This is a genomic window from Streptomyces sp. NPDC018019 (genome assembly GCF_044327805.1).
Lineage (GTDB): Bacteria > Actinomycetota > Actinomycetes > Streptomycetales > Streptomycetaceae > Streptomyces.
Genome location: NZ_JBIRGD010000011.1, coordinates 44,468 through 67,687, shown reverse-complemented (window position 1 = coordinate 67,687; position 23,220 = coordinate 44,468). Strand labels below are relative to the sequence as shown.

General features: G+C 70.9%; 21 protein-coding genes and 1 pseudogene. 9 read left to right on the top strand and 13 right to left on the bottom strand.

What is annotated here, in order from left to right; all coding sequences use genetic code 11:
• Positions 1-222: 222 nt before the first annotated feature.
• Positions 223-819 (bottom strand): TetR/AcrR family transcriptional regulator, encoded by a 597-nt coding sequence (locus ACH4FX_RS19860; RefSeq protein ID WP_398480651.1) that lies wholly within the window; start codon positions 817-819, stop codon positions 223-225.
• Between the two features lie 67 nt (positions 820-886).
• On the opposite strand from ACH4FX_RS19860, the gene ACH4FX_RS19855 reads away from it, so the two are divergent.
• Complete coding sequence (locus tag ACH4FX_RS19855) at positions 887-1,822, top strand: DMT family transporter (RefSeq protein WP_398480649.1); 936 nt, start codon at positions 887-889, stop codon at positions 1,820-1,822.
• 156 nt (positions 1,823-1,978) lie between these two features.
• Here the strand turns inward: ACH4FX_RS19855 and ACH4FX_RS19850 are convergent, their stop codons facing one another.
• The 9 genes and pseudogenes from ACH4FX_RS19850 to ACH4FX_RS19810 form a co-directional block, all read right to left on the bottom strand.
• On the bottom strand, positions 1,979-2,302 hold the full coding sequence (locus ACH4FX_RS19850) for a hypothetical protein (RefSeq protein ID WP_398480648.1): 324 nt from the start codon (positions 2,300-2,302) through the stop codon (positions 1,979-1,981).
• Positions 2,303-2,311: 9 nt separating this feature from the next.
• The gene (locus ACH4FX_RS19845) at positions 2,312-2,509 is read right to left on the bottom strand and encodes a hypothetical protein (RefSeq protein WP_398480646.1); all 198 of its coding nucleotides are present in this window, start codon (positions 2,507-2,509) and stop codon (positions 2,312-2,314) included.
• A complete protein-coding gene (locus ACH4FX_RS19840) occupies positions 2,506-3,147 on the bottom strand; it encodes a GNAT family N-acetyltransferase (RefSeq protein ID WP_398480644.1) in 642 nt (213 codons plus the stop codon). Before ACH4FX_RS19840 ends, ACH4FX_RS19845 begins: the two co-directional genes overlap by 4 nt.
• Before the next feature lie 57 nt (positions 3,148-3,204).
• Positions 3,205-3,603, bottom strand: a complete 399-nt coding sequence (locus ACH4FX_RS19835) for a hypothetical protein (protein ID WP_398480642.1) — start codon at positions 3,601-3,603, stop codon at positions 3,205-3,207.
• A gap of 521 nt (positions 3,604-4,124) precedes the next feature.
• A complete protein-coding gene (locus tag ACH4FX_RS19830) occupies positions 4,125-5,315 on the bottom strand; it encodes an FxsB family cyclophane-forming radical SAM/SPASM peptide maturase (protein ID WP_398480640.1) in 1,191 nt (396 codons plus the stop codon).
• The gene (locus tag ACH4FX_RS19825; protein WP_398480638.1) at positions 5,312-5,500 is read right to left on the bottom strand and encodes a YxD-tail cyclophane-containing RiPP peptide; all 189 of its coding nucleotides are present in this window, start codon (positions 5,498-5,500) and stop codon (positions 5,312-5,314) included. Before ACH4FX_RS19825 ends, ACH4FX_RS19830 begins: the two co-directional genes overlap by 4 nt.
• Positions 5,501-5,911: 411 nt before the next feature.
• Positions 5,912-6,656 (bottom strand): annotated as a pseudogene (locus ACH4FX_RS19820) (MFS transporter).
• Between the two features lie 248 nt (positions 6,657-6,904).
• Positions 6,905-7,540, bottom strand: a complete 636-nt coding sequence (locus ACH4FX_RS19815; protein ID WP_398480636.1) for an SRPBCC family protein — start codon at positions 7,538-7,540, stop codon at positions 6,905-6,907.
• Between the two features lie 115 nt (positions 7,541-7,655).
• The gene (locus ACH4FX_RS19810; protein WP_398480634.1) at positions 7,656-7,934 is read right to left on the bottom strand and encodes a hypothetical protein; all 279 of its coding nucleotides are present in this window, start codon (positions 7,932-7,934) and stop codon (positions 7,656-7,658) included.
• A gap of 354 nt (positions 7,935-8,288) precedes the next feature.
• On the opposite strand from ACH4FX_RS19810, the gene ACH4FX_RS19805 reads away from it, so the two are divergent.
• The 6 genes from ACH4FX_RS19805 to ACH4FX_RS19780 all read left to right on the top strand — a co-directional run bounded on the left by ACH4FX_RS19805 (position 8,289) and on the right by ACH4FX_RS19780 (position 15,652).
• Positions 8,289-8,930, top strand: coding sequence for an EF-Tu/IF-2/RF-3 family GTPase (locus tag ACH4FX_RS19805; RefSeq protein WP_398480632.1), 642 nt, complete (start codon positions 8,289-8,291; stop codon positions 8,928-8,930).
• Positions 8,931-9,803: 873 nt separating this feature from the next.
• Complete coding sequence (locus ACH4FX_RS19800; RefSeq protein ID WP_398480630.1) at positions 9,804-10,868, top strand: acyl-CoA dehydrogenase; 1,065 nt, start codon at positions 9,804-9,806, stop codon at positions 10,866-10,868.
• Positions 10,865-11,614, top strand: a complete 750-nt coding sequence (locus ACH4FX_RS19795; protein WP_398480628.1) for a PIG-L deacetylase family protein — start codon at positions 10,865-10,867, stop codon at positions 11,612-11,614. Before ACH4FX_RS19800 ends, ACH4FX_RS19795 begins: the two co-directional genes overlap by 4 nt.
• The gene (locus ACH4FX_RS19790; protein WP_398480626.1) at positions 11,611-12,240 is read left to right on the top strand and encodes an SAM-dependent methyltransferase; all 630 of its coding nucleotides are present in this window, start codon (positions 11,611-11,613) and stop codon (positions 12,238-12,240) included. The genes ACH4FX_RS19795 and ACH4FX_RS19790 overlap by 4 nt, the downstream gene beginning before the upstream one ends.
• Entirely contained in the window at positions 12,237-12,980 is a 744-nt protein-coding gene (locus ACH4FX_RS19785) for a glycosyltransferase (RefSeq protein ID WP_398480625.1), read from the top strand. The genes ACH4FX_RS19790 and ACH4FX_RS19785 overlap by 4 nt, the downstream gene beginning before the upstream one ends.
• A gap of 401 nt (positions 12,981-13,381) precedes the next feature.
• Positions 13,382-15,652, top strand: coding sequence for a catalase (locus ACH4FX_RS19780; protein ID WP_398480623.1), 2,271 nt, complete (start codon positions 13,382-13,384; stop codon positions 15,650-15,652).
• Positions 15,653-15,731: 79 nt separating this feature from the next.
• Here the strand turns inward: ACH4FX_RS19780 and ACH4FX_RS19775 are convergent, their stop codons facing one another.
• Positions 15,732-17,372, bottom strand: coding sequence for a carboxylesterase/lipase family protein (locus ACH4FX_RS19775; RefSeq protein ID WP_398480621.1), 1,641 nt, complete (start codon positions 17,370-17,372; stop codon positions 15,732-15,734).
• Between the two features lie 406 nt (positions 17,373-17,778).
• A complete protein-coding gene (locus ACH4FX_RS19770; RefSeq protein ID WP_398480619.1) occupies positions 17,779-20,943 on the bottom strand; it encodes an ATP-binding protein in 3,165 nt (1,054 codons plus the stop codon).
• 212 nt (positions 20,944-21,155) lie between these two features.
• Between ACH4FX_RS19770 and ACH4FX_RS19765 the strand changes: the two genes are divergently transcribed.
• Together ACH4FX_RS19765 and ACH4FX_RS19760 are read left to right on the top strand one after the other, a co-directional pair.
• Positions 21,156-21,776 (top strand): TOPRIM nucleotidyl transferase/hydrolase domain-containing protein, encoded by a 621-nt coding sequence (locus ACH4FX_RS19765; protein ID WP_398480617.1) that lies wholly within the window; start codon positions 21,156-21,158, stop codon positions 21,774-21,776.
• Between the two features lie 33 nt (positions 21,777-21,809).
• A complete protein-coding gene (locus ACH4FX_RS19760; RefSeq protein WP_398480615.1) occupies positions 21,810-22,352 on the top strand; it encodes a DUF1707 domain-containing protein in 543 nt (180 codons plus the stop codon).
• Between the two features lie 31 nt (positions 22,353-22,383).
• On the opposite strand, the gene ACH4FX_RS19755 is transcribed toward ACH4FX_RS19760, so the two are convergent.
• Positions 22,384-23,175 carry an SDR family NAD(P)-dependent oxidoreductase gene (locus ACH4FX_RS19755; protein WP_398480613.1) on the bottom strand — a complete coding sequence of 264 codons (792 nt, stop codon included), beginning with the start codon at positions 23,173-23,175 and terminating at the stop codon, positions 22,384-22,386.
• Positions 23,176-23,220: the final 45 nt, after the last annotated feature.

The window sequence follows — 23,220 nt, the reverse complement described above, 5'->3', positions numbered from 1 at the left end:
TCGGAAACATCAAAGCGGGCTCCTCATTCAGGGAGCAAACAACCAACAGGACGCCCGGGCACAACCATTGGTTGTGTGGATGGGGCGTCGGTATGGCCGGCAGCCCTGGCCGGAGTCCCTCCACATGCGGCTCGGCTTCCCCATCACCGGCAAGGTGGTCGACGGCGAGATGGCGGCCGAGCGTGGGCAGCAGCCCGCCGCCCAGCAGTTACGGCACAGCCCTTATGTGTTCCCGGTGGCGGCAAGGAGAGCTTGCGCCTGTTCGCGGGCGTGGGCGATGGGGTCCGGGAAGACGTTCAGGCCGTGGGCGACGAGCGCTCCTTCGTGCAGCAGCATGAGTGTCCGGCCCAGGTGCGTGGCCCTGTCCGGGGAGATGTCCCCGGCGAGCTGAGTGAACAGGTCGAGCATCCACTTCTTCTGCCCGGTGATGACCGGGTAGGCCGGGTGGGACGGATCGCTGATCTCGGCATGGGCGTTGACCATGCCGCACCCCTTGGAATTGTTCTCCACGGCCCAAGCGCGTGAGGCGTCGAAGACGGCCAGGACGCGGTCCGGTGGCGCTGGAGGTGCGGCGCCGAGGCGCTGGTCGAGGAAGGCCCGCCAGCGCTCGTCACGGTCCACGAGGTACTCCACAACGATCTGCTCCTTGGAGCCGAACCGGTCGTAGAGGGTCTTCTTGGTCACCCCGGCCTCGGCGGCGATCAGGTCCACGCCGACGGCATGGATGCCGCGTGCGTAGAACAGCCTCGCGGCGGCCTCCAGGACGCGCCGTGCGGCAGGCGTCATCGTGATCCGTCGCGGCTTCTCGGTGGTGCCCATGGCCAAAAGTATACCGCTCTGTATAGTGGGCGATGGGTAGACCGATCTGTTTAGTGGAGGGTGAGGCGTGAACTTCCTGCTCGCGATCGGCTTTGTGCTGTGCTGGAGTTCCGGGTTCATCGGGGCCAAGCTCGGAGCGGGCAGCGCGTCCGCGATCACGATCCTGATGTGGCGGTTCCTGCCGCTGACCGCCATCCTGATCGTCGTTGCGGCGACCGCCGCCAGAACGTCGTGGCGAGGCCTGGTGGCGCGGGCTGTGGCCAGGCAGGCCATGATCGGCGTGCTGTCGCAGAGCGGCTACCTGCTCACCGTCTACTACGCGATCCAGCTCGGCGTTTCCAGCGGCACCACCGCCCTGATCGACGGTGTCCAACCGCTCGTCGCCGGAGCGCTCGCCGGGCCGTTGCTGCATCAGTACGTCTCGGGCAAGCAGTGGCTCGGCCTGTGCCTGGGAGTGAGCGGCGTCGTCATCGTCACCACGGCCGATGCCGCCGCCCGTACCGGCGTGCCCTGGTGGGCCTATCTCATACCCTTCCTCGGCATGTTCTCGCTGGTGGCGGCCACGTTCCTGGAAAGCCGCTCCCGCACGCGGGTCGCGCCCGCGGTGTCGATGACCATCCACTGCACCACCAGCGCGGTCATCTTCACGGCACTTGCCGCGAGCGTCGGAGCGGCGAAGCCGCCCGCTGAGCTCTCCTTCTGGGCCGCGATCAGCTGGCTGGTGGCCTTGTCCACCTTCGGCGGGTACGGACTGTACTGGCTGACCCTGAGGCGCTCCGGAGTCACCAAGGTCAATACGCTCATGTTCCTCATGGCGCCGGTCACGGCCATCTGGGGAGCCCTCATGTTCGGTGAACCGTTCGGCCCGCAGACTGCCATCGGCCTGGCCATCGGTCTCACGGCCGTCGTCATCGTCTATCGCGGGGGCAGCGCGTCCACCGCGGTGTGTGCCCGGAACACAGACACGGCCGAGACGGCGAAAACAGCCAAGCACGGCGCCTGAGTTCCCCTGCCTGAACCAAACCATCTCGCCAGACGAGGCGCCGGTAGCAGGTGAGGGCGCGGTCGCGCCCGGCTGCGCGGAGGACTCGATGCCTTGCGGGCGGGAGCGCACCGACAGGATGCCCCGGGCCAGCGGTGGCCGTACGCGCACCCGGATCTATCGTGTCGACCTCGATATCCCCGACGCCTGCGATGCGTCGGCCGGGACTGCGCGTTGCTGCGCCCAGGCAGTCCGGTGCTTCACCATGACGAGAACCATGGTCATGGTGAGCAGAAGCGCCCCACCGTCCGTCACCGCACTCGGGACGATTCCCCAGGTGCCGTACAGATCCGTGGCGGCGTCCCACATCGAAGGCGGGATCACCCAGAAACCGATCCCCTGCGTGAAGTTCACGGCGAACACGACCCACCACAGGGCACGTGACCGGCTGCGCAGGGCCAGAATCCCTGCCGCATTGCCGAGAATGTAGAGACAACCCACGATCCGGAGTCACAGGGTGAAGCCAGGGGCGGAGACGGCTGGATCAGCACTTCCGCTGGCCTGCATCATCATCGCCACCAGCTCACTGTTGATGATGGCGAAATTGTGCACGGTGGTGCCGATGGTGAAAAGCACCGAGCACACGCCCACGGTGATGCGCAGCTTTCTGGTGAGAGGCGTGGCAACCAGTTGTGTTCCGCTGCTCATGGCGGTCCTTTCGGTGGGTCAGCTTCTACTTCGCCCGGAGCGGACGGCCCTTCTGGGGCCTGGATGCGTTCAACCTCCGTGAAACCCAGGTGGAGGGCGACGGCTGCACTGGCTGTGTTGGCAGCATCGTGATGAATTTCTATACGGTCGATGCCCGCCAGCCGGAAACCCTGGCCGACCAGAGCCGCTGCGGCCGTCGTGGCGAGTCGCTGGCCCGTCCAGCGAGGATGAATCCAGTAGCCGAGGTCGAGGCCGCCCGGGCCAATGCGGCGGTGCAGGCCGCAGCTACCGATCACCGTGGCATGCGAGGTAACCGCATAGACGAAGGCCTGCCGGGCCTCCCACTCCTCGTGACACCGGGCCAGGAAACCGGCGGTGTGCCGCCGGCCGTGGTTGGCCGCCCAGGGCATCCATGGCGCAGCGAGATGGTCCAGGGACTCGTTGATCGCCTGGTCCAGGGCGTCGAGATCGCTCTCGTGCCACCGGCGCAGTTCCACCCGGTCAGCCTTGAGACGTTCGGCAGGCCCTTCCATGCCCAGATGCTCTCGCAGCCCAGAGAAGCCCCACAACGCGTTATCACTTGGCCGCTTCCCTGCCACCATCCACGGCCAGAGCCCATCAACCACGAGCGCCGCCACCTCCTGTGAACACGTTGTGTGCCGTCCAGTCGGCGATCCGCGGCCTCCAGTGCTCCGTCAGGGGCGCCGGGACGGGCCCGGGCGGCCGAGATGGCGGTGGACGACTTGGACCGGGATGCCGGATGCGCGTAGCCGGTCGGCGAGTTCCTCGGCGACGGCTGGCGCGCGGTACTGCCCGTGAGGGCTGCGTACGTGGACGGCGACCCGGCCGCCGGAGCCGATGCGCTGACGGATCCTGGCCAGCGCCTGACCGAGGACGAGGCGGCCTTCAGCGCTGCGGGTGATGTAGGCGCGGGCGGCCGGGTTGCGGCCGCCGAGCTGCTGGGCCGCTCGGGAGACGGCGTCGGGCAGCGGCAGATGCGCGGTGTCGACCGTGACGGGGCGGACATCCTGCGGTAGGTCACGGTAGGTGGTTCCGTACGACGTGATCACCACGGTGCTGAGTGGGTGATGCATCCTTAACTCTTCCTGGCCTCGGTGGGCGAGGGCAGCTGTGGTCGCCCCGGTCCGGTCACGGCAGCCGGTACGGAAAGCACCGCGCCAGGGTTCAGCCGAAGGGCGCACGGCTTTGCCTGCGCGAGCGCGCAACGGTGCGTTTTCCGGCGTGCGGCGCACAGCGGTGCGTTCTCCCGCGCGCGAGCAAAGCGCGGGCAAGACGAAGCGCGCCCCGTCGCACCGGGCCCGGAGACGGACGGGCGTGGCGGGGTTGCGTTGCCAAATGTCGGAGAGGTGGAAGGCGCCGTTCCTGCCGCAGCCGGTAACTGCCTGGGCTTATGTGTGAATGGGGCTGCGGGCTCGGCCTCTGCTAGCGGAAGAAGACGGATTCGGAGCGCTGATCGGATTGAGGAATGCGGCTTTGGCTGCTTGTCCGGGGCCGCTCGCCGACCCCGGCCGGGGCGCCGATTGTCCCCAGTGAGAGCACCACCTTCTGCGGGCGTGGCATTTGTTCGACGGCGGTTTTCCGAAGGCTCGTAGCCCTAAACCCCCTTGACCCACTGTGTACCGCGTACGGTCTCCTGGAGCCGGTTGCCGATGTGGCGGATCAGGTGTTCCAGGTCTGCGCAGTACACCGAGGGGTGGTCGAAGCCATCGCCCTCCAGGTAGCGGTCGGTGTATCTGCCGCCGCCGCAGACGCCGACGACGGGGCAGTGTCGGCAACCTGTGCACAGCGTGTCGAGCCCGCGTGCCTGAGCGGCCACGGTGAGTGGGTGATTGAGGGCTTCCTCGAAGGCGTGGTGGAAAACGTTCATTCCGAGGTCGGGGGCGCCTGCGTAAGCGGTCTTGAGGGAATCCAGGCGCTGGATGGAACCGTCGGTGTCGACCACCACTACGGCCAAGGGGGACAGCCCCACCGACTCGGTTCTGCTGGCCGCCCCGAGCAGCAGCGCCACTATCTCGGAGAACAGGCGGATCTGTACGGGCGTGCGGCCCGGTGGAGTGGCCCACCAGAGGTCGAAGACGCAGGCCAGCCACTCCCCGTAGGGAACGGCGCGCGGTGCCCGGCACGTGGATTCGGCGAACGGGCCGATCCCAGGTGGCGGCTCGCTCCAATTCCCGTACGGGAGGAGGAAGTCAAGGCTGGGCGGGACCAGCGCGTCCAAAGACCGGAAGACCTCCGTGGGGTCGGTGGTCACATCGATCGTGCACAGAATGCCTCCGTACGCGGCGGGGGCGTCGGCCAGCAGGACCGCCGCTCGCCGTACCGCGGGCCATGAGGGGCGGCCGGCGTGATCGACGCGGCGGCGGTTCAGCCGGGCGCTGCCGCCGTCGAGGCTCAGGCCGATGGTCATGCCGGCCGTGCTGAGCTGCTTCAGGATGTCCTCGGTGAGCAGCGTGCCGTTTGTCTGGACCGATACGGAAACGTTGCAGCCCTCGGGTACGGCGTCGCGGATGGTCCGTGCGTACCCGGTCAGCGCGGCGGGGCCGGTGAGGAGCGGTTCCCCGCCGTGCAGATCGACGCGTATCGAGCGCAGCCCGTGTGTGCTGACGTGCTCGGCGATCCGTTCCGCGGTGCGGCGCATGGTGTCCTCGGACACCCGGACAGGGCGCTCGCGCCAGCTCTGGTCGGGGCCCTCGTACACGTAGCAGTAGGTACAGGCGAGATTGCACCTGCTGTGCACCTTGAGCACGAACTGCTGGAAGGGAACCGGCCGGGCCGTCTCACTCACGCATCAGGTGGTGCGTCGTCGTAGAAGGCGACCGTGTCCGGTTTCTCCAGACGTTCGCACACGCCGGGCAGCAGGGCGCTCAGCACCGGATGTTCCGTGCGAGCTGCCAGCTCGCCGAGCGGCAGGGTGTCGAAATCGGGGAGTTGCGCATCAATCGGCTGTGCGGGCAGGTACGTGTTGGTCATGCCAGCACCTTCCTCGCTCGTCGGTTCTCCAAGACTTCCACGCTTCGGCGGCGAATTCATCGCATGATTCAGGCCAACAGATGTCTCGTAGCTGGCGTCCGCGGAGACGAGGAAGGCGACCGCGCGGGCGATTTCCTTGGTGTTCTCCAGGCGTTGCAGCGGCTCGGTTGCTTGTCCCGGGGTGCGGTCACCCCGGCCCGAACTGCCCAGTCGTGCCGGAACAGTTCAGCACTAGGGTACGAATTGCTATACGTCTTCGTCGGCCCCTACGCCCACTCTCTGGCGACAACGACCCGATCATGAGACCGGGCGAGGCGGCGGGATTCGGCACCTGGACACCACACTGGTTCGGCAACGCCGACGAACGACCGGTAGAGGTCCTCACTCTGCAGTTCTCCCGAGCCCCGTCAGTCACCCGCCCAGCAGCAGCATGCAGGCTCCTACGGTCAGCATCCCGCCCACGAGGAAGGCGCCCCGTACGCCGGTGAGTGACAGGACCAGCCCTCCGAGCGCGGCGCCTGCCGCGATACCCGCGTTGTACAGACCGGAATTCGCCGCTGGACGCCAGCAGCGTACAGGCCGAGCAGACCCACTGCTTGGGCGGCCACGGCAGCACTCGGCGCGGAATCCGGAAAGCGGTCCAACAGCGCCCCGGTGATGCTCACCCCGGCCAGACACGCCATGCCGAAGACCACGAGTAAGACGCTGACCGTGCTCGGAGAAAACCTGCTCACGTCCTCCAAGAAGGCGATGATGTACGTATACCCTGCGAACGCTCCCGGGGCGGACAGTGTCCCGGCCGTCAGCACGCTGCCGAAACGGCGGGCGTCGGGCCTGATTCCGTAGGTGGCGCGCTCTTCTTCCGGTCGCGAGGTCGGCAGCAGAGCGGAGATCGTCACCAGGGAGATGAATCCCAGAGCCGCCAGCACGGCGAAGGGCACCGGCCAATTGCTTCGGTGGCCCAGCCAGGTTCCGGCGGGAACGCCGAGTACGAGGGCGAGCGACCCGGCGATGGAAAGCGCGCCGATCACACGTCCGCGGACCTCCGGCGCCAGGAGGCCGACTGCTGAAACTGACACCCGCAGGCTTCGGAGATGAGTTCCAGGAGGCCGATCGGCAGATTCTCGGCCGTGTTGAAGGTGAAAGCAGCCGGCATCAGGGATACAAGCACCGCCGACCTGCGCCATGGAGCCGGTTGCGCCGTGGCCGTACGATCCCTGTACCTGTACCTGTACCTGTCGGACCCTGCCCGTTGGGCCTGCTGCGTGGCGCCGTCCATGGCGGTACTTCAGCGGGCTCGCCAGTACCGCCGCAAGCGAATTGAGCTGCCGTTGCGCGTTGTTCGTCCGGGCCACCTCTGCACTCGGGAATCACGTTCGCAACAAGCCCTATGCGCCCGGCGGTTCAGCAGGGACGGTCGTGAACACGGGCTTCGGCGGTGGCCTTCAGTTCGCGCAGCCACCCTTCGAGGCCTTTGCGGAGGATCTCGGTCGCCATGGGGACGTTCGCGTCGACCTGTTCGCCGGTGTGCGTCTCTTCCGTGCTCACGCGGACGCCGCCCTTGACCTTGGTGAAGTTCCAGACGTGAACGCCGTTGATGTGTATTCCTTCTCCAATCGCGGGGCCGGTCCAGCGAATGCAGGAGTTGTGCTTGAGCTGTTCGATGGTTGAGGTGATTTCCAGAGTGGTGGCAGGAGTGGTGGGAGTGGCGGGAGCCGGGGTCGTCCACCGGAAGGCCGACCCCTTCCGCAGCGGGCCGTGATCGAGGCGTTCGATGGTCTTGACCGGGGTCTGCCAGGACGGCCAGCGCTCGACGTCGGTCTGGAGCTCCCAGATCGTGCGCAGCGGCGCATGGATCACGGTCTCGGTCTTGTGGCGAACACGCGCGTCGGGGTCGACGCCCTGGCCGTGGCAGGTGAGCGGTTTGCCGGGGTGCGGGGAGGTGGCGCCGGCGGGCGGAGCGGCGGTACCGAGGAGCCCGACGACGAGCGGGATGGCGGCCAGGGCGGCGCGGACGCTGGTTCTGCGGATGCTGGGCATGGTGTTCCCCTTGTCGGTTACGCGATGAGCGCGGCGGATTGAGCGCGTGGCGGGGGGTGTTGAGCACGTACTGAAGGCGCATTGAGATGCGCTGAGTGCCCGTGATTGGTGTGCGTCACCGTGCGGGAAGGTGTCGGCGGCGGGCTCGGTGGGGGGTGACGACGAGCGCGGCGGATGCGGCGACGAGCAGTCCGGCGAATGCGGGGTGCATGTCCTTGGACAGGCTCTGTGCCCCATCGGGCCGTATCAGCCATACGGCGAGCGGTACGGCGTAGGCGATGGCGAGCAGAGCGGACGCCCAGCGCACTGCCCGGTTACGGACGTGGCGGAAAGCGCCGACCGCCGCGATGACGACCGGGACGCCCGAGACCAGAGCGAACTGACCGACGATCATGACGGGAACCGCCCAGGAAGAGACGGCCACCGGCAGTGGAACGTGACGGTGTGTGCGGTTGCGACGAGGCGCGACTGTAATGGTCATGGAATTCCCCTCCGACGAAGTGCCGTGCACGGTTGCGGTCGCGCAGGCGCGCCGCGCACTCACGCTGGGATAGAAGGACTTGCGTTAGTTAGAAGCTATAACCATTTGGAGTCTGAGGCAATAGGGGCTCGTTGGCTGACTGGTGAAACATGGGCGCTGGGCGGGCGTTTGCGGGCGCCGCCGGGCTGGCGAGGTGGCTGGGCCGGTGCGCTGGCTCAGCCGCTCAGCCGCCCAGGCGCGTTGTTAGCCTCAGGACTCCCGTTCGCGGTGGTCGCGTTCGGCCGCGAGGAGGCATGGGCATTTATGGATGGATCTTCGGGTCAGTCGGTGGCGAACGCGATGGAGAAGCCGTTTCTGATGCCCGTGGAAGACGTCTATCACCTGCAACAAGGCAGGGTGATCATGGTGACGGGCCGGATCGAACGCGGACGAGTGCGCAAGGGTGACGCGATAGAGATCATTGGTTCGGGCGGTAGCGCGACCGCCCTCGTCGCGGATATTGAGCAGGGGCGGGTGCGCATCGCGGAAGCGAAGGCGGACATGAACGTGGGGGTACTGCTGCGTGGTGTTGCCAGGGATGCCGTCGAGCGGGGTCAGGTGCTGGCGACGCCAGGATCGGCCGGCGCCCATGTCGGCTTCACTGCCGATATCACCCTGCTGTCCGAGGAGCAGGGCAGTGTGGGCGTCGTCTCGGGCGATCGCCTCTGCTTCTACATTCGCACCGCCATAGTGTGGGGCGTCGTCACGTTGCCTGAGGGTGTCGACGTGGTTCGGCCGCTTCACGGAGCCGAGGTGGCGGTGGCACTCGAAGGGCCCGTCGTTCTGGAGGAAGGCCGGTCTTTCGCGTTCCGACACCGCGGTCGTGCTGCCGGCTCCGGCATCGTGACTCGGCTCCTGTGTGAAGCTTGACGGGCGGGGTCAGGGCCGGATCGCCGCGCCGGGGCCGCGCCTTGAAGGGTGAGAGCCGTTCCGGTGGGCCTGCCGCCCGTATTCATGCGTCGGCGTCGGTTGGCCCGCTGGTTCTCCGGTTCCGGAATTGCGTGAGTGATCTTGTCAAGTCGCAGGCAGCGACGGTTGAGGCGAGAGGGATGCGCCTTGTCCGGCGCGCGCCTGTCCGGGGTGCCTGCGGCCCGGTGCAGAGGGTCAGCTGGCGCGCCGCCGAGTCCGCGCCGGTCATGCTTCAGGTGGGCCGACGATGACCGTCACCCGGCTGCGGGCGCCTGATGAGGCCGGAGAAAGGCCTTGCTTCGTGGGCCTGTTGAGGTCGAACGGTCGTGCGGCGCAGGTCAACCAGGCCATACCTGCACGGGCTTTCACCGGGCCCGCACGGGTGCCGCGATCACCATTTCCTCGTCACGCGCGGTTATCGCAATGGCTGTCAGCTCGGTCGGCCGCTCGGTACTACCGGACGCGGACGCGGACGCGGGCGCGGATACGGAAACGGGCGCGACGCGGACACTGGCTGTGATCGGGAGGCGGTGAGGGTGAAGGGTATGGCGATGCCCTGAGGCTGGACGACGCGTGGCGTGGTGATGTAGCTACGTACGGCTAGCGGCGTTTGTTGGGGCGGTGAGGTCGAAGTTGGCAATGGAATTGGAGCGCACAGGGATGCTGCCCGATGGCCGAGTCAACAGTTGAGCGAAGTGACCGTATAAGAGGCTAATTGCGGGGTATTCGGTTTGTGCCGGTCCGACGGTGAGGTGCGGATCGGGCGGATTCCTGGACGGAATTGCCGGTCACGGGTGTGGGCCGGTCACGGCCGTGTGAAAGGTGGGACGTGACGTGAGTGTGGGATGCGAGACGAGACTCGTCCCGGATGCCGAGGAGCTGCGTCGGTCGGTGGCGGACCGGTTCCGTGCCTGGGTGGAGGCCGAGGCGGGGGAGCTGCCGGGAGCGGGGCGTACGCGTGATCGTTTCGCTGCTCTGTACGCGCTGGGGCGTACCGACCTGTCGCTGGCCCGGCTGGCCGAGGGGCATGCCGATGCGGCGGCCGTCCTCGCGGAGCTGGGGGAGGACCCGCCCGGTCCGGGAGAGCGGTGGGGAGTCTGGGCCGCGCAGCCGCCGGGCACCGGGCTCAAGGCGCACCAGGAGGGCGAGGGCTGGCTGCTGGAGGGGTACAAGGCGTACTGCTCGGGCGCGCACTCCTGCACCCACGGCCTGGTCACGGCGGACACCGCCCAGGGGCGCAGGCTGTTCGCCGTACGGACCGGGCACCCTGGTTACGAACCGGTGCCCGGGACCTGGCAGGCCATCGGCATGGCGGGCAGCGACACCCCCGATGTGCGGTTCACGGCGGTGCCGGGCCGGCCGGTCGGCGCTGTAGGGGCCTACCTGGAGCGGCCCGGGTTCCAGCACGGCGGCGTCGGGGTCGCCGCCTGCTGGCTCGGCGGGGCGCGGGCGGTCGCCGACACCCTCCAGGCCGGTGCCCGCACCGAGGACCCGCTGACCGCCGCACACCTGGGCGCGGTGGACGTGGCGCTGCACGCCGCGGAAACCGTGCTGTGGGAGGCGGCGCGGGCCATCGACGCCGACCCGCTGGACCGCTCGGGCACCGCCCGGCTGCGCAGCCTGCGGGTACGGGCGGTCGCGGAGCGGGCCTGCGCCGACGTACTGGACCGGGTCGGGCGGGCGACGGGCGCCGGGCCGCTGTGCCACGACCCGCGCCATGCCCGTAACGCCGTCGATCTGACGGTGTACATCCGGCAGCACCACGCCGAGCGCGACCTCGCGGAACTCGGAACGCTGGTGGGGCAGGAAGCAGGGAAGGAAGCGGGGCAGATAACGGGGCCGGAGTCGGGGCGGAGAGAGGGACCGGAAGCGGGGCGGGAAGCGGGGCCGGCACAGTGACCGGCGCCTTCGACCGTGCGGCGGCGGCCGGGGCGATCGAGGCTCCCGGCACTCCGGAAGAGGCGTGGGCGGCCTGGGCCGGGCTGGCGCGCCTGCCCGTCGTGCGACCGCCGTCCGGGCCCGTCGTGGTGGTCGCCGCCCACCCCGACGACGAGGTCCTGGGCTTCGGCGGCACGATGGCGCAGCTCAGCGGCGAGGTCCGGCTGGTGACCGTCACCGACGGGGAAGGCTCGCACCCGCACCTCCCCGCGGAGCGGATCGCCGCCTTGCGCGCGGCCGAGCTGGAACGCGCACTCGGCGACCTCGCTCCGCACGGACACCGCACGTACCGGCTGCACTTTCCCGACACGGACGTCGACGCCCATGAGACACAGCTGACGGAACAGATCGGCGCGGTGCTGCGGGAGACCGGCGCCCACCTGTGCGTCGCCCCCTGGACGGGCGACCTGCACGCCGACCACGAGGCGGCGGGGCGGGCCGCGGCCGCCGCCGCTCGGGAGACCGGTACGCCCTGCTGGCACTACCCGGTGTGGATGTGGCACTGGGCGTCGCCCGGTGATCCGCGGGTGCCGTGGGACGCCGCCCGGCGGCTGCCGCTGTCCCGGCCGGCGCGGGCCCGCAAACAGGCGGCGATCCGCCGGTTCGCGAGCCAGATCGCCCCGCTCGGCCCGGACGAGGACACGGTGATCCTGCCGCCCGCCGAACTCGCCCATCACACGCGCGCCTTCGAGGTGGTCTTCACATGAGAACGAATCTGGCCACGTCCCCGTCCTACTTCGACACCATGTACGCCGGGTCGGCCGACCCTTGGGACCTGGCGGGCCGGTGGTACGAGCAGCGCAAGTACGCGCTGACCGTCGCCGCGCTGCCCCGCCGCCGCTACCGCCGGGCCTTCGAGCCGGGCTGTTCCGTCGGCGTCCTGACCGGGCTCCTCGCCGGGCGGTGCGACCGGGTGCTGGCCACCGACCGGGTACCGGCCGCCGCCGAAGCGGCCGCCCGCCGCAACCGCGACCGGCCGCACGTCGAGGTGCGGTGCATGGCCGTACCGGACGAGTGGCCTGAAGAAACGTTTGACCTGATCGTGCTCTCGGAACTGCTGTACTACTTCGACGACGCCACACTCCAGGAGGTCCTGAAGCGGACCGTGGACGGTCTGGAACCCGGCGGGACCCTGGTCACCGTGCACTGGGACCACCCGGTCGAGGACCACCTCCGTACCGGGACGCAGCTCGCCCCGCTGCTCACCGGCGTGCCGGAGCTGGCCCCCCTCGGGCGGCTGAGCGACCCCGACTTCGTGTTGCAGACCTTCACCCGGCGGCTGCCGGACGGCAGCGCCGTTCCCGCACCCGCGGCAGCCGAGGGGCTGGTGTGAACGGCCCGGCCACTTTCCCCACGGCCCTGGTGGTCGCCGTACCCGCGCACAACGAGGCGGCGGTCCTGCCGGCCGCGCTCCGCGCCCTGCACAAGGCCGCCCGGCACCCCGAGGTGCTGGCGCGGCGGGTGCGGGTGGTGACGGTGGTCGCCGCAGACGCCTGCACCGACGCCACCGCGGCGCTCGCCCGCCGGCACGGCGCGCACGTCGTGGAGCCGGCGCGGCGCAACGTCGGGGCGGCCCGGGCCGCCGCCGTCGCCCACGGCCTCGGCCTGCTCGGACCCGCCGCCGAGGGGGCCTGGATCGCCACCACCGACGCCGACACCCTGGTGCCCGCCGCCTGGCTGGCCCACCAGATCGAGCAGGCCGCGGCCGGATGGGACTGCGTGCTCGGCACCATACGGGTCGCCGGGCACCCCACGCTGAGCCCGGCGGTCGCCCAGCGGCACCACACGCTCTACTTCGCCGGGCGGCCGGGGCGCGACCGAACCTGGGCCCACCCGCATGTGCACGGCGCCAACCTGGGCGTCACGGCCGACGCCTACCGCCTGGTGGGGGGCTTTCCCGCCCTCGCGCACAGCGAGGACCACGCGATGGTGACCGCGCTGGAACGCGCCGGTGCCCGCATCCTCAGGACGGACCGCTGCCCGGTCCTCACCTCCGGACGTACGGACCCCCGCGCCGTCCACGGCTTCGGCACGTACTTGCGGGAGCTGGCCCTGGCACCGGGCGGCGGCTGACACCGCGGATGAACGGCGACCGGCTGCCCGGCGCCTGGGAGGCGTGCCCGCACGAGGGAGCCGTACCGCGGCAGCGAGGTGTGCCGGCCCGGGAAGGCGCACCGCGGAAAGGAGGTGTACCGCAGCAGAGAAAGGGGAGTCGTACGGCCCTGGAGGTGCCGCACGACTGGCCGTACGCACGGATACATCACGCACGCATGTGGCACGTATGACAAAGCTTGGAGCAAAGGACCAGTTTTGTCATTCTACGGGCGGTTTGCGTCCCGCCCGGTGACCCGCCCCGCTCCATGGCCGCCGCGGGCGCCGGGGAGCCGGTCGGCCACACCGCCGACCGGATCCGCCACTCCACGGGCCGCGCACTGCGCCACCGACGGCCCGCCCGACGTGAAGGAGTTCTGACGATGGACCCCAACAATCCGCTCAAGCACGCCGCGGACAAGGTCACCGACGCCCTGCGGGGTACGACCGGGCCGGAGGAGGGCATCCCCGGAAAGCCCGGCCCCGAGACGCCCCCCGTGGACGAGCCGGTCGAGCCGCGCGAGCCGCTGCCGCCCAAGCAGGACCAGCGCGGCCCCGCGACGGTCTCGCCGACCGGTGAGCCCACCGGAGCGGACCAGGCCGACGTCGCACAGCGGGACAGCCGTCTGACGAACGCTCAGGGCGCCCGGCTGTACGACACCGACCACTCGCTCAAGGCGGGCCCCCGCGGACCGGTGCTCCTGCAGGACCATCACCTGCGGGAGAAGGTCATGCACTTCGACCACGAGCGCATCCCGGAGCGCGTGGTGCACGCCCGCGGCGCGGCGGCGCACGGTGTCTTCCAGGGATACGGGACGGCGACGGGCGTCACCAAGGCGGCGTTCCTCGCGGAGAACGTGGAGACCCCCGTCTTCGTGCGGTTCTCGACGGTCCTCGGCTCCCGCGGGTCCTCCGACACCGTGCGCGACACCCGCGGCTTCGCGACGAAGTTCTACACCTCCGAGGGCGTCTTCGACCTGGTCGGGAACAACATCCCGGTCTTCTTCATCCAGGACGCGATCAAGTTCCCGGACATCATCCACGCCGGCAAGCCGCATCCCGACCGGGAGATCCCGCAGGCGCAGAGCGCGCACGACACCTTCTGGGACTTCGTCACCCTGCACACCGAGGCGGTCCACCACACGCTGTGGAACATGTCCGACCGCGGCATCCCGCGCTCCTACCGGATGATGGAGGGTTTCGGCGTCCACACCTTCCGGCTGGTCAACGCCGCGGGTGAGACCACCCTGGTGAAGTTCCACTGGAAGCCGAAGCTGGGCGTGCACTCGCTGGTCTGGGAGGAGGCGCAGATCATCAACGGGGTGGACCCCGACTTCCACCGCCGGGACCTCGCCGACGCGATCGAGGCCGGCGCCTACCCGCAGTGGGAGCTGGGCATCCAGACCTTCCCCGACACCCCCGAGCAGACCTTCGAGGGCATCGACCTCCTGGACCCGACGAACCTCGTCCCCGAGGAACTCGCCCCGGTGCAGCCGATCGGCCTGCTGACGCTCAACGCCAACCCGTCGAACTACTTCGCCGAGACCGAGCAGGTGGCCTTCCACGTCGGCCACCTCGTGCCCGGGATCGACATCACCGACGACCCGCTGCTGGCCGGGCGGCTCTTCTCCTACCTGGACACCCAGATCACCCGGCTGGGCGGGCCGAACTTCCCCCAGCTGCCCATCAACCGCCCGCACGCACCCGTCAACGACATGCTGCGCGACGGCATGCACCAGACGGCGGTACACCGGGGCGTCGCCCCCTACCGGCCCAACTCGCTGGACGGCGGCTGCCCGTTCGTGGCGGGCGCGGACACCGGCGCGTACGTGGAGACGCCGGTCGAGGTGCCGGCGGCGAGGAAGGGGCGGCTGGCCCCGGAGTCCTTCGACGACCACTTCAGCCAGGCCCGCCGCTTCTGGCTCAGCATGACGCCGGTGGAGCGCGAGCACATCATCGGCGCCTACACCTTCGAGCTCGGCAAGTGTTACGAGCAGGCCGTCAAGGAGCGGGGCCTGAAGGTCCTGGCCAACATCGACACCGAGCTGTGCGCCCAGGTCGCCGCCGGCCTGGGGCTGCCTGCGCCCGAACCCACCGAGACGGTGGCCCCGGTGGAGCCCAGCCCCGCGCTGTCCCAGGTCGGCGCCACCTGGCCGGTGGACGGCCGGATCATCGGCATCGTCACCGACGCGGACGGCGACCTCGACGGCGTGCGCGCGGTACGCCGGTCCGTCCTCGAAGCGGGCATGGTCCCGCTCGTCATCGCCCCGGCCGGGGGACAGCTCGGCTCCGGCAGCGGCGCCGTCACGGTGCAGCGTACGTACGCCACCGCCCGCTCCGTGGAGTTCGACGCCGTCCTCGTCGTCGGAACACCCGGCGTCGGCAAGGACGCCCTCGGCTCGCGGGACGCCAAGGCGGCCGCCGGTCCGGCCGGTACCACCGACCCACGGGTGGGCCTCCTGGTGGCCGAAGCCTTCCGGCACGGGAAGGCCATCGGCGGCTGGGCGGGGGCGGACGGCGTGTTCGCGGCGGCCGGCGTCCCGACCGACGCCCCCGGCGTCGTGATCGGCGACAGCGGGACCGCCGCCCTGGAGCGCATCACCCAACTCCTGGGCAGCCACCGGGTGTGGGATCGCTTCGGCACCATGGTCTGAGCTCAAAATGCCACCCGACCGGGCTGGTCACGGCTGGTGACCAGCCCGGTCCCGGGCTGAGCGGGGCGACGGGCCGCCCCTACGGGAACCGGCGCCAGAAGCCGAGGGCATGTTCACGGGCGTAGTCGACCGGGCCGATCCGGTCCGGTGCCAGCGACTGGGTGTACGGACGCGCGCTCGCGCCGCGGAACGGACGCCAGGCCGGAAGACGGGGCCCGTTGGGCGTCCCGGTGCGGGCGAAGGCGGCCCACTGGTCCGTCATGGTGTCCGACAGCCACCGCTGCGCCGCGGTGAAGCGCTTGCTCACCTCCGGCTCCTCGAACAGGTAGGGCGTGTCGCCCGCGTGGTAGGCGCCGAAGTCGAAGCGGCCGGGCAGCGGGAGGTACATGGGCGCGTTCCGGTCGGCGAACTCGTAGGCGTACGTCGGGACGCGGCGTGAGAGGACCGTGTGCTGCGCGTGGGTGCCCCGGGCCCACATCCGGTCGGTGACGACGGCCGACCAGGCGATGGCCGGGGACGGGAACCGCGTCAGCGGGTAGTGCGTACGGACCAGCTCCGCGCGGTCGCCGAAGGCCTTGGTGAGCGCCCGGTCGTAGTCCCCTTCCGTGAACCGCTCGCCGACGGCGTCGTACCGCATCCCCACGAATGTGCGGTGCTCGTCGCGGGTCGCCCCCGAGAGCACCGGCACACGGTGGAAGCGCCCCTCGCGCAGCGCCCGGGCCGGCAGCCGCGGCAGCGTCTCGTTGCCGTGGGCGAAGATCTGGAAGGCGTTCATGATGTACGGAACCGCGAGGATCTTCTTGACCGGCAGGGCGCGCAGACACCGCAAGGTCCGGGCGGGATCGGCCGCCGCGCACCCGAGCGACGACGTCATCTCCGCGCCGATCTCCTCGGCCTCCCGGGCCGTGCGCCAGACGAACCACGGGTAGCCGGGCACGTCCGGGCCCATCGCCCCGGCCGGCATGTCCATCATGCCCTCGCCGCTCGCCAGCACGGCCCGGTGGAACAGGCCGCGCGCCCCGGGCGAGGTGAGATGTCCCGTGATGGCCGAGGCGCCGAACGAGGACCCCGCCACGGTCACGTTCGCCGCGTCACCGCCGAAGGCCGCCGCGTTGCGCCGCACCCAGCGCAGCGCGGCCTGCTGGTCCTGGAGACCGAAGGTCCCCGACCCCTTCAGGCCCGGGTGGGCGAAACCGCCGAAGATCCCCAGCCGGTAGTTGACGGTGACGACCACGACGCCGCGATCGGCGAGCCGGCGCGCGTCGAAGAAGCTGCCGCCACCGACCGCTCCGTCCCCGTGGATCCACACCAGTACGGGGGATGGGCGGTGCCGTGCGGCGGCGGGCGCGGTGACGTTCAGCATCAGGCAGTCCTCCTCCTCGCTGGAGACCTGCGCGTACGGGGACGGCACCTGCGGACACAGCGGGCCCGGCTTGGTGGCGTCCCTGACCCCCGCCCACGGCCGGACCGGCCGCGGAGCCGCCCACCGGTACGCCCCCTTGGGCGCTCCGGCGTATGGGATGCCCTGGAAGACGCGGTGCCGCGCGGACCGCACGCCCCGCACCGGGCCGGCATCGGTCCGTACGGTCACCCGCTCGGCCACCGCCCCGTCTCCCGGCCGTACCCCGGCGGGCACCGCCGAGGCGGCGGCCCCCGCGCCCAGCAAGGACCCCGCCAGCACGGCCCCGGCCAGCTTCCCCGGCCCTGTCCGCATCCTCATGGCACGTTCTCCTCAGTCACTGAGATGACCTGGCCGGCCGGTCCGGCCGACACGGCAACGGCGACAACACCCGCCCGGACACGTACGCCCTCGGGCACGCACCACGCGGTCACCCCCACGGGTGACGCAGCGCACGCGTATCCGGTCGAATCGCCGTCTCTCCTGAAGGCGCGTGATCGCTTCTGGCACCTGCCAGTTCGCAGCACGCGCCTCAAGGGCAGAGCCGCTTCACGGGAGGCGGCCAAACCCCGGGGGCCCCATGACATCGACCGCACCCGGCTCCGGCCCCCGGCGACCACCACCCAGGCCGCCGCCCCGAAACCGGTACGGACGCCGGTGGAAAAGCCGGACGGCCGCCCCGACACGGGGGTGCGGGGCGGCCGTCCGGCGGTCTTTTCCGACATGCTCACAAGCGCCACCGCATCTCGTGATCCGGTGCATAGCGGCACATCGTGCCGGTCGACACGGCCGCCTGGAGGTGGGCCGCGAGTTCGGGGTGGTGCTCTTTCAGGCGGCGGATACTGTCCCGGATGCGGGCGGTGACGTTCTTGCGAGCGCGGTCGGACTCATCGCCCAGGCGGCGGGAGCGACCGACCAGCCCGGCGGCCTTGCGCAGTTCCGCGAGCAGCGCTTCCCGCTCGTGGTCGTACGCTGCGGCTGTACGGTCGTCGCCGCGACCGGCTGCCCTGTCGATCTCCTCGTCGAGCAGTTCCAGGCGCCGCCGGTAGCGGGACTTCGCCTCCTCGTCCAGGACAGCATCGCTGCCGAGTCCGCCCGCCGCCGCTGCCAGGGGCGCACTGTCCGGGCACAGCAGGCGGACGGCCGCCACGTCCTGGCCGGGGCGGCCGAGCAGCGTATGCAGATCGGCCAGCCCCTTGGCATCGGGTAGGTGAACGGTGCGGCCTGCGTAGCGCAGACGCCACACGGCGCCGTTGCGTACGAACTCCCGCTCCGGCTGGGGGCTTTGCGCGCGAGGGGCCGGGGCGGGGGAGGGGCGGAGGCTGCGGACCCGGTCGACGATGTGCGTCATGCCCAGTTCGCGGGCCTCGGCCCCAACCTCGCGCAGGAGCACGGTGGCCCGGTCCTCGTCGTCGCGACCCGCACGGCCGAGCAGGGCACCGGCCAGTTCCGTACGGGCGCGCACCGACCAGGGGCGGCCGTGCAGCCGGTCGGCGGACCGCCAGGCTGCGGTCAGGTCCCGTACCGCAGGGTCCCAGCGCTCCTCGGCGGCGTGCAGCAGACCCGTCCACAGGGCGGCCGGGCCACTGATGTCCCAGCCGAACAGGGAGACCAGCCACTGACCCCGGTACGGCTCCAAGGCGGCGTGTGCCGGTGCGCAGCGCGCGGGGTCCCGGGACGCCGCTGCGCTCTGTGCCTGCAAACGGACCCGCAGCGGGGCGATGCCGCGTTCCAGCACACTGTCGCCGGGTGGGCCGTCTCCGGGCCACGGCACCGGGGCACAGGAGGAGGCGTCCTGCTCCAACGTGGTGAGGGCCGTCAGTACTTGGCTGTACAGGTGGTTGCGGCCGGGCATCCCGTGGTGGGCCCGCTCCGCTTCCGGAAAGCTGCCCTGGAGGAGGGACAGGGCCCAGCGGTGGTGGCCGATGAAGTACTGGTAGTAGTTGGCGTGGGTGCCGCTGAGAGCCAGGGTCTGGGCGAGCAGATCGCCGGCCTCGGCGAAGCGGCCCATGAACGCGTACACGACGCTGCGGTCGATGACCGAGATCATGCGGGTCCGGGGCAGCCCGCACGCGTCCGCTCCCGCCACCATGTCGTAGAACTGCCGCAGGAAGCCGGGGTCGTCCAGTTCGAGCAGTGCGACCCAGCGCATCGACGCCGCCAGATGCTCCATCCACACATCGGCCCGGCGGCGGGACACCTCCATCAGCTCCCCGGCCACGCGGACCCGCTCCGCGGCCGTGCCCGGCTCCCACACCGCGTGCAGACGCGCCCACAAGCCCAGGTGCAGGGCATCGTCGTCACCGGTGGCGCGGGCGCCCGCCACGACGCGGCGGGCCACTTCCTCCACGGGTCCCGCACCGGGAGCACCACCCCCGGCGTGAGAGCTGGGGACGAGCGCGCGGTGCGCCTCGCGCAGCGCGCGGGACTTGAGCCCCGTCCCGTCGCCCCGGCCGTCCGCGCTGTGCAGCGCGAGGGCCACCCGGCCCATCAGTCCGGCGTCGCCCGCCGCGGACGCCAGCGCGGCGGCGTCCTCGTACACCAGCCAGGAGCGTTCGTGTTCGCCGAGCAGCTGGAGTTCGGCGCCGAGGTCGAGGGCGAGCAGTACGTGGCGGTGCGGGTCGCCGGTTCCGAGCCGTTCCAGCGCGCGCCGGTAGTGCCCCACGGCCTCCTCACTGGCCAGCCTGCTCACCGCGTGCCGGGCCGCCGCCACCAGGATGTCCACCGCCTCATCGGCGTCGAGGTCCGGACCGGCGAAATAGGCGTGCCGGGCGAGGTCGGTCGGCCGCGCCCGGTCCCCGGCGGCGGCCGTCTCCCGCAGGGCGCGTACGGCGGCGGCGTGCAGGTGGCGGCGCCGGTCCTCCGCCAGCCCGTCGTACAGGGCCTCGCGTACCAGGTCGTGGGTGAAGACGTACGCGTCGGCCGCCGGCGGTTCCAGCAGCCCGGCTGCCGCCGCCTCGCCGAGCAGCCCGGCGGCGAGGGGTTCCGGTGTCCCGGCCGTGCGGGCGAGCGTGGCCCGCTCGAACCGGCGGCCCAGTACGGAGGCGGCGCCGAGCAGCCGCATGGTGGGTTCGCCGAGCAGCGACAGCCGCCGGTGCACCACGGCGCGGACCCCGGGCGCGACGGCCGCCATGGACTGGCCGGCGGCCCACAGACGGGCCGTCTCCTCCACGAAGTAGGGATTGCCGCCGGTGCGTTCGTACATCCCGGAGGCCGTGGCCGTGTCCGGCCGGGCGCCGACCGTACGCGCGACGAGCTCCTCCACCTGCGGTGGGGTCAGGCCCGTCAACGCGAGCGTGGTGGCCTTCGCCGCCAGCCGCGGCAGCAACGGCAACAGGGGGTGGTCCGGCCGCCGCACCTCCACGTCGCGGTACGTCCCGATCACGAGCAGCCGCTCGAACCAGGCGTGCTGTGCCGTGAACTCCAGCAGGCTCAGCGACGCGGCGTCCGCCCAGTGCAGATCCTCCAGCACCACGGTCACCGGGCGGCTCTGCGACAGGACGGTCAGCAGGGTGGTCACCGCGTCGAACAGCTCGAAGCGCAGCGCGTCCCCGGCACCCGCGCCCTCACCCAGCAGAACGGAGAGCGCCTCACCGGCAGCCGACGCCGCCCGCTCCCACTCCCCGGCCATTGCGCCGCGCCGCAGGCTCCGCACGGCCTGCGTCCACGGCCAGAAACCGGGCGTGCCGTCGGAGTCCCAGCAGGTTCCGTGCACGATGAGCATGCCGCCACGCTCCCGCGCCTCCTCCACCGCGCTGCGCACCAGGGACGTCTTGCCGATGCCGGCCTCACCCGTGACCAGCACCAGCCCGCCGTGACTGGCACGCGCCCGCTCCAGCCGGGACCGCAGCACCCGCACACTCTGCTCCCGCCCGATCAGCGCGGTTTCCATTCGTCCTCCCGACCCCGGATCTGCGACACCGCCGCACCCGGCCATGCGCCGCGTCAGCGGTACGCCGCCGAGTGCGCCGTCGGTGCCTTGATAGCCCCGGCGGGGGAGGGCGAGACGCGTTACACGGGGAAGTCACCTTCCCGGGTGCAGGGACTCCCGGGGGCCGTGGAAAATCCTGTGCCGTGCCGGCGCCAGCGGGGCAAACTCGCTCCATGGCGGACGACATGCGAGCTTTCCGGGACGCGGTCAACGGCTGGGCGGCCGGCGGTCCCGGCGGCCCGGCGAGCGACCTGGCCGTACGCCTGGGAGTGCGTACGGCGGTGCTGCTGGAAGGCCCGAGCGACCTCGCGGCCGTTGAGGCGCTGGCCGCACGGCGCGGCCGGGACCTGACCGCCGAGGGGGTGTGCGTCGTGTCGATGGGCGGCGCGATGAGCATCGGCCGCTACGCCGAACTCCTCGGACCCCCCGGCCTCGGCCTGCGCCTGGCCGGACTGTGCGACGAGAACGAGCAGCGCTTCTACGACCGGGGCCTGAAGCGGGCACGGGCGGCGCGCCGGGACTTCTTCGTGTGCGTGCGGGACTTGGAGGAAGAACTCATCCGCGCGCTCGGCACGGCAAGTGCCGAGGAAATCGTCCGGGCCGGGGGCGACCTCCGCGCTTGGCAGACCTTCCTGAACCAGCCCGCGCAGCACGGCAGAACCCGGCAACAGCAACTGCGGCGCTTCCTCGGCACGAAGAAAGGCCGCAAGATCCGCTACGGCCGCCTCCTCGTCGAAGCCCTCGCCCCCGAACAGGTGCCGTCCCCGCTCGACGATCTCCTCACCAGCTTGTGAGTACTGCCGCACCCCGCGCATTAAAGTGAACCGGTGACCTCTCCGCAGGAAAATCCGTTGGCGCTCCTCAGCGAGGAAGACCGCGAGACGGCTGTGCAGCGCCTGAAGGCCGCATACGCCGATGAGCGCATCTCCCACGAGGAGATGGACGAACGTCTCGACCGGGTGCTCACCGCCAGGACCGGCAGCGAGCTCGCATCGGCCCTGGCCTCGCTCCCGGAAGGAAAGGCGGACACCACGTCGACGATCGCCGCGGCCGGCGGACGCATCCGACGGAGCGGCGCATGGCGAGTACCCCGGCACCTCAAGATCGAGTCCGCGTTCGGAAAGGTGCACCTGGACCTGTCCCGCGCGGTCATCGGGCATCCGGTCGTCGACATCGAGCTGCAGCTCGGCACCGGCGGGGCCAGGATCACGGTGCCCCATGACGCGATCGTCGACGTAGAGGCACTGCGCAATGGCTGGAAGGACCTGCGCTACAAGTCCCCGTCGCAAGTCCGCCCGGGCGGGCCGAAGATCCGTATCTCGGGGACGGTGGGATTCGGACGGGTGAAGATCCGCCACGCACGCCGTTGAGCCTGCGGCTCCACGGTGCCCCCGTCGGCTGCTACTTGGCCAAGTACCCCCCGTCCACCACGTGATCACTGCCCGTCAGGTACGAGGCGTCGTCGGAGGCCAGGAACGCGATGAAGGCGGCGACCTCGGACGGCTGCGCGGTGCGCCGCAGCGGGACGGCGGCGAGGAGGTCGTCGGTGGCGCCGGGCGGTAGCGCGCTGACCATGGGAGTGTCGACGACGCCCGGTGACACCGACAGGACGCGGATGCCGTGGTCGGCGTACTCGCGGGCCGCCGTCCGGGTGAGGGCGAGTACCCCCTGCTTGGCGGCGGCGTAGGCGGCGTGGCCCCGGAAGCCCGCGTGCGCCGCGATGGAGGCGAGGTTGATGATGACGCCACCCGTGGCGGTCATCGCGGGAAGCTGGCAGCGCATCGCGTGGAAGACGCCGTACAGGTTCACCCGCAGCACGGTGTCGAAGTCGGCGGGTGGGAGTTCGGCCAGTGGGCTGAGCGGGCCGTTGACGCCGGCGCTGTTGACGGCGATCCGCAGGCCGCCATGCAGGGCGGCGGCCTCCGAGACGACGCGGGCGACGCTGTCCGGGTCGGTGACGTCGATTCGCCGGTGCAGGGCGGTGCCGCCCTCCGCGGTGATCTCCTTCGCCACACGGGCCGCACCCGTCTCGTCGAGGTCTGCGACGACCACCGCCGCTCCCTCCGCGGCCAGCCGCCTCGCACCCGTCGCGCCGATCCCGGAGGCGCCGCCGATCACCAGGGCGCCCCGGCCTCGAAGCCGGCCGTCCGGACGCGTTCCGTTGCCCGACAGCTGCGGTGTGTGCGGTGGCATGAGTGTCTCCTGGTGGGAGGGGTGGGCGAGGGTAAGAGGTCGGTC